This is a genomic window from Tychonema sp. LEGE 06208, assembly GCF_015207505.1.
Classification (GTDB): Bacteria; Cyanobacteriota; Cyanobacteriia; order Cyanobacteriales; family Microcoleaceae; genus Microcoleus.
Genome location: NZ_JADEWT010000190.1, coordinates 1 through 5486, shown reverse-complemented (window position 1 = coordinate 5486; position 5486 = coordinate 1). Strand labels below are relative to the sequence as shown.

3 protein-coding genes are annotated in these 5486 nt (G+C 49.6%); 2 read left to right on the top strand and 1 reads right to left on the bottom strand.

The genetic code is table 11. The features are described 5' to 3' along the window. Positions 1 to 308 precede the first annotated feature (308 nt). Complete coding sequence (locus IQ263_RS27495; RefSeq protein WP_194071216.1) at positions 309 to 1673, bottom strand: proton extrusion protein PcxA; 1365 nt, start codon at positions 1671 to 1673, stop codon at positions 309 to 311. Positions 1674 to 1726: 53 nt separating this feature from the next. Between IQ263_RS27495 and IQ263_RS27490 the strand changes: the two genes are divergently transcribed. Further along, entirely contained in the window at positions 1727 to 3964 is a 2238-nt protein-coding gene (locus IQ263_RS27490) for a recombinase family protein (protein ID WP_194071215.1), read from the top strand. 346 nt (positions 3965 to 4310) lie between these two features. Then, positions 4311 to 5486 (top strand): calcium-binding protein (locus tag IQ263_RS27485; protein ID WP_304941039.1); only part of this gene is annotated, 1176 nt, incomplete at its 3' end.

Genomic DNA, 5486 nt, shown 5'->3' with positions numbered 1-5486 from the left:
GCATGGGGCATGGGGCATACCTCACAACGCGATCGAACTGCTATAGAACCCATTTGATATCTATTGCATAAATCTCAGAAACCGGGTTGATCTCTATATTTCTCGTCACCCAACCAAAAACTTGTAGAAACCCGGTTTCTCGCCCCTTGCGTAAATCTCAGAAACCAGTTTCTCTCTATATTTTTCGTCACCCAACCCAAAAACTCAAAGATGTCAAATGGGTTTTATAGGTGGTAAAATCGAATAAACCGCGAAGGCGTTATCAGCGTCTTCGCGGTTTATTCGTTCCGATGCTACCGGATTTGATATTACTCGTTCATATTCTTGTAAGTTGCAACCGCAGAAGGCGAACTCCGGTTTAAATAGCGGAATATCCAATACTTAAATACCGTATCCAAGATAACTGGAAACGTCGCGATGAACAGAAATATAAACTGCCTATTTTCTGGTAGTCCCAAATGCCTCGATAAACCTTCGAGAATTATTTCCCAACCGTGCGGCGAGTGAAATCCGACAAACACATCCGTAAACAAAATAATTATGAAAGCCTTAGCACTGTCGCTAAGTCCGTAAATCACATCGTCCATGAAAGATTTTAAAACCTCAATTTCTTTCTTGTTAACAAGGAGAATCCAGACAAAAACAAAGCAAGAAATTAAGTCGGCAAAAATATTTTTAATGGCTCCACCGCTTTCACTACGGTATTCCTCCGCTAGCTCAACTGCTTTTGCGGTAATCTTCTTTTCCGTTTCCTCTTCTGAAAGCGAGGGAGCAATGCCAATTAATTTTTCAAATTTGAGCTGCCGCTCAAATTGCTCTAGTTTTTCAAAGGCTTCTTCTTCCAACTCATAATTTATGAATATGCGAGATTCTTCCGGAGGTCTAAACTGGTCAACTATCGGCCCTACAATAAAGTTTTTAGAAATTTGATTTGCCAACAGCGGAACTAAAATTAGCAGCAATATAAATCTCAGAGAAATGACTGTTTTTACTTGGGAATTGCGAAAATTCTTAACTACGTCTTTTTCGGCTTCTGGGTTAAGTTCTTTAGTGATTCGACTCAAGGTTCCCAAAAGCGATCGGGGTAATAAATTAACTTCTTCAGAGTTAGTGTCAACTTCGCCCGCCTGAGTTTGAATTGAATTAGCTGAACCTAGGTTGCTGTTAGGTTGAGAGGTGCTACTTGTAGATTTAAATAGGAGGTTTTCTGAGCTGAGAACCGGAACGATCGCAGTTGATTTACCCTGATTAATATATTTATCGATGACCCCATCAATAAATGCGAGCTTCTCAAAGACAAGGGACGATCCATCTCGATCGTCGAAACCTAATCCGTGCTGGCGGCGCTCTGTGCTATTATTTGCCGCCTGCGGTTTGGCCCCCACCCGATCGGGCAATTCCAAAAAATAACGGCTAGCATTAAACTCAACCATCCTGGTGTGGATCACCTTGAGGTATTTTTGCAGTTCGGATTTAAAGTAAGACAGGGTGCTTTGTCCGTAATCGCCCGATCGCTCCGAAATCCGTTGGCCCCCAAAATGCTCATCTTCGATCGCCTTAATTGCTAAAGCAGCATCATAAGCTTGTTCTAGAGCTCTTTCAGGTGTATCTCTATACCACTGGTTAGCGCTGTAGAGATATTTGACAAACCTATTCCACGCAGAAGTATTCATAACTAAAAGCTGGTTCGTTCGCAGCAGACATTAGTGACTAAATTATTCATGGTATGGTAACAGATTTACAAAAATTGGGAACGCCGGCAGAAAATTCAATTTGGATTGTCGGAGCCGCCAAAACCGGCAAAACCGCTCGTTTAGTCGAGCAGTTCTGTATTTGGAGCGAAACCGTTAAGTCTTTGCCCGCAACAGTTTCAAGCCGGGGGCATTCCGGGCGGTGGCGGGCGGGACAAACAGCCCCAGCAATTTTAGTATTAGCAGCTAACGGCGACAATCGGCTGGAACTAGCCGATCGCATCGCCGTAGCCACCCAAGGAAAATATGCCTTTCACTCCACAACACCCTTCGGTTTTTTTGAGCAAGAAGTATTGCTATTTTGGCCGCTGCTAGTTGAGTCACTGCAGTTGAAGGCTCAATTTCCGCTGAGGCTGCAACCGGAAACAGAATTGGAACTTGCCGCCCGACTCTGGCGTCGCGAATTAGACGAAGGCATTTTGCAACAAACAGGAGTCAGTCCAAACCGAATGGTGCGTCGAACTCTAGACTTATTACAACTTGCTGCTGTCAGCGGCACCCCCAGAGAAGAAATTAAGAGCATTTTGGAACAGGGATTTGTCGGCTTTGGCGGCTCGCACAGCCTGTGGGCTAGCATGGGAGAATTGCTCGAAAGGTGGTGGGAATGGTGCTTGACGCGGGGGCTGCTGACTTACGGGATTGTTTGCGAACTCTACTGGCGTTACTTGTTGCCAAATGTTACTTACCAGCAGCAGTTGACCTCTAGATACCAAGCTACGATCGCAGATGATGTTGACGATTATCCAGCCATCAGCCGCCATTTGTTCGATCGAATGCTCGATCGAGGCGTGGCGGGAGCCTTCTCCTACAATCCAGATGGAGGAGTGCGTTTGGGTTTGGGGGCGGACACCGAAGACCTCGCCCAACTCGAAAGCAGGTGTCGCACCGTCGAAAAATTGGACGCAAAAGCGGGTTTATCCCCAGAAATTGGGGAATTGGCGGTAAGTTTAGCCGTAAATTCTGAGGGTTTTTATCCTTTAGGCTTGAGTTTGCCCGGATCGGTTCGATCGCTCGAAACAATTTCTCGGGCCCAACTGCTGCGAGAAACCGCCGAAATCATCGTGGATGCAGTGAAATCAGCAGCCGTAGAGCCGCAAGAAATCGCCGTAATTGCTCCGGGGATGGATGCGATCGCCCGTTACAGTTTAACGGAAATTCTAGCCAGACACGGCATCGCCGCCGAATCTCTCAACGATCAGCGTCCCCTCTCGACTACCCCAGAAATTCGAGCTTTGCTGACTTTGTTAGCCTTAGTTTATCCGAGACTAGGCCGTTTAGTCGATCGAGACGCAGTAGCCGAAATGCTAGTAATTTTAGGCAGCCAGAAACATCGGGAAGTAGCGGAAACAGAAGATTCCCAGCCCAATTTCCATCTAAAATCTCAAACTTTTTCTGAGCGAAGTCGAAGAATTCCGAATCAAAAATCGATCGACCAAGTGAGAGCAGGTTTAATCGCCGATAGCTGTTTTTGTCCCGATGTCGATCGACCTCAATTGCTACCAATTACAGCCTTTCCCCGGTGGGACAGAGTGGGACACCGAGCCTGTGCCGCCTACGAGCAAATTGTCGAGTGGATCGAACAACAGCGATCGCAACAACAAGAGCGGCTGTTGCCGAGTCCCATAGCCCTGCTCGATCGAGCCATCCAGAAATTTCTGATCAACGACAGATACCTAGCCTACGATCGGCTATCAGCCCTGCGAGAGTTAATGGAAACCGCCGCCCACTACTGGGAAATACACGGACGAATGCAGCGCCAAGAACCAACAAACAGCAGCGAATCAGAAACCATCGCCCGGTTCATCCAGTTATTGCGCCAAGGAACCGTCACCGCCAACCCCTATCCCGTCCGCGCCCAAGGAACCCAAACCCAAGCCGTCACCCTGGCCAACATCTTCCAGTACCGCAGCAGCCGCCGCGCCCACAAATGGCACTTTTGGCTGGATGCCGGCTCGTCCCTGTGGCTGAGTGGCGGTGCGGCGACATTGTTTGGTGCACCCTTATTTGTGCGATCGCAACTGGGGCGTCCCTGGGAAACCGAAGACGAAACCACCGCCGACCAACAGCGGCTGCGGCGAATTCTGCTAGATTTGTTAAGTCGCTGTTCTGTACTTTACCTTTGTCACAGCGAACTAGCCGTCAACGGACAAGAGCAAACTGGGCCACTTCTGCCCCTCATTCAGAGTTCTGTTTCTTGTCAGCAGTCCGGCTAAAACTAAGAGATTTGGCAGGCATCAAGAAAATTATGAATGCAAAGATTTTCATTTTTTCCACCCTTGGATAGCTCATCGAGGCTGACTTAAATTCAGACTTTTAGGGTCGAGCAAAATCCGGCGATATTAGAGTGTACCCAAAACCCACATCAAAACTTGCAAACATTACTATTTCTAGCGCAAAAAATGCCAGAGTTCAAAAAAATCAATAGCCCTGGCAATTTTGATTTATTATGCTAGAAATGAGCGAGATTATTAATCAATAATAAGCCAGATTTGAGGCAACAAACTGAGATTGATCAGTTCTTAAAGTTAATCGGAACCGTCGTTTAAAGGAGCCAAAATAATGCCCAGTGCAGTACCGCGTATCATAATTGAGCCAACTCCAACTCCAGAGCCAGCACCAACGCCAACTCCAGAGCCAACTCCGACACCCGCACCGACACCGACACCCGCACCGACACCGACACCCGCACCGACTCCCCCTCCCTCCGGCGACGACACATTTGGTGGCATAGACGACACCTTGGGCGGAGGCGGTACCGCACCCTCAACGATCGGAGGCGTGATCCGGGGCACAGAAGCCAACGACTCCCTAGGAGGCAGTCCCGGCCCAGACGTGATTTCCGGGCTGCAAGGCAACGATACCGTCCTAGGCTTGGACGGCGACGATTTAGTATTTGGCAACGAGGATGACGACGTGCTGTTCGGCGGGCCCGGCAACGACGTACTCGACGGCGGTTCAGGACTCGATACCATCTACGGAGGTAAAGGCAACGACTCCCTTGATGGGGGAAATAACCCCGACCTGCTGTACGGCAATGACGGCAACGACACAGTAATCGGAGGCGAAGGCAAAGACACCGCTTACGGCGGCAAAGGCGGCGACAGCTTGCGCGGGGGCTCTGGCGACGATAGCTTTTTGGGCGACAAAGGCGACGACATCGTGTGGGGCGACCAAGGTAACGACTCGCTCTTCGGCGGCGACGGCGAAGACTTGCTATTTGGCAACGAAGGAGGCGACTGGCTCTACGGAGATGCCGGCGCGGACACAATTTTTGCTGGCGACGGTGACGACATCGTGTTTGGAGGTGCTGGAGACGACATCATCGACGGCGGCGCTGGCAACGACGTGCTGTGGGGCGAAGCAGGCAAAGACATCGTGGCCGGAGGCGAAGGCAGAGATGTCTTTGTCATTGGTGGCTTCAGTTCCCCCAGCGGCAGCAGCAACGGCACTAACCCGGCATTTGTGACCACAGGCGGCCCGGATATCGCCGATGCGGACATTTTCACAGACTTTCGCCAAGGCGAAGATTCGATCGGACTCAGCGGCGACCTCAAGTTTGAAGATTTGGTAATCTTCCAAAGCACCGACAGCAAAGCCGGCAGCACAATTATTCGCAACGGAGTCAGCGGCGACTTTTTAGCAGTATTGCCCGGAGTTGACAGCAGAACCCTAGGACGCAACTCCTTTGTAATTGCCCCCACAGTTCCCGGTAGCGCCACCCCACTACCCCTACCC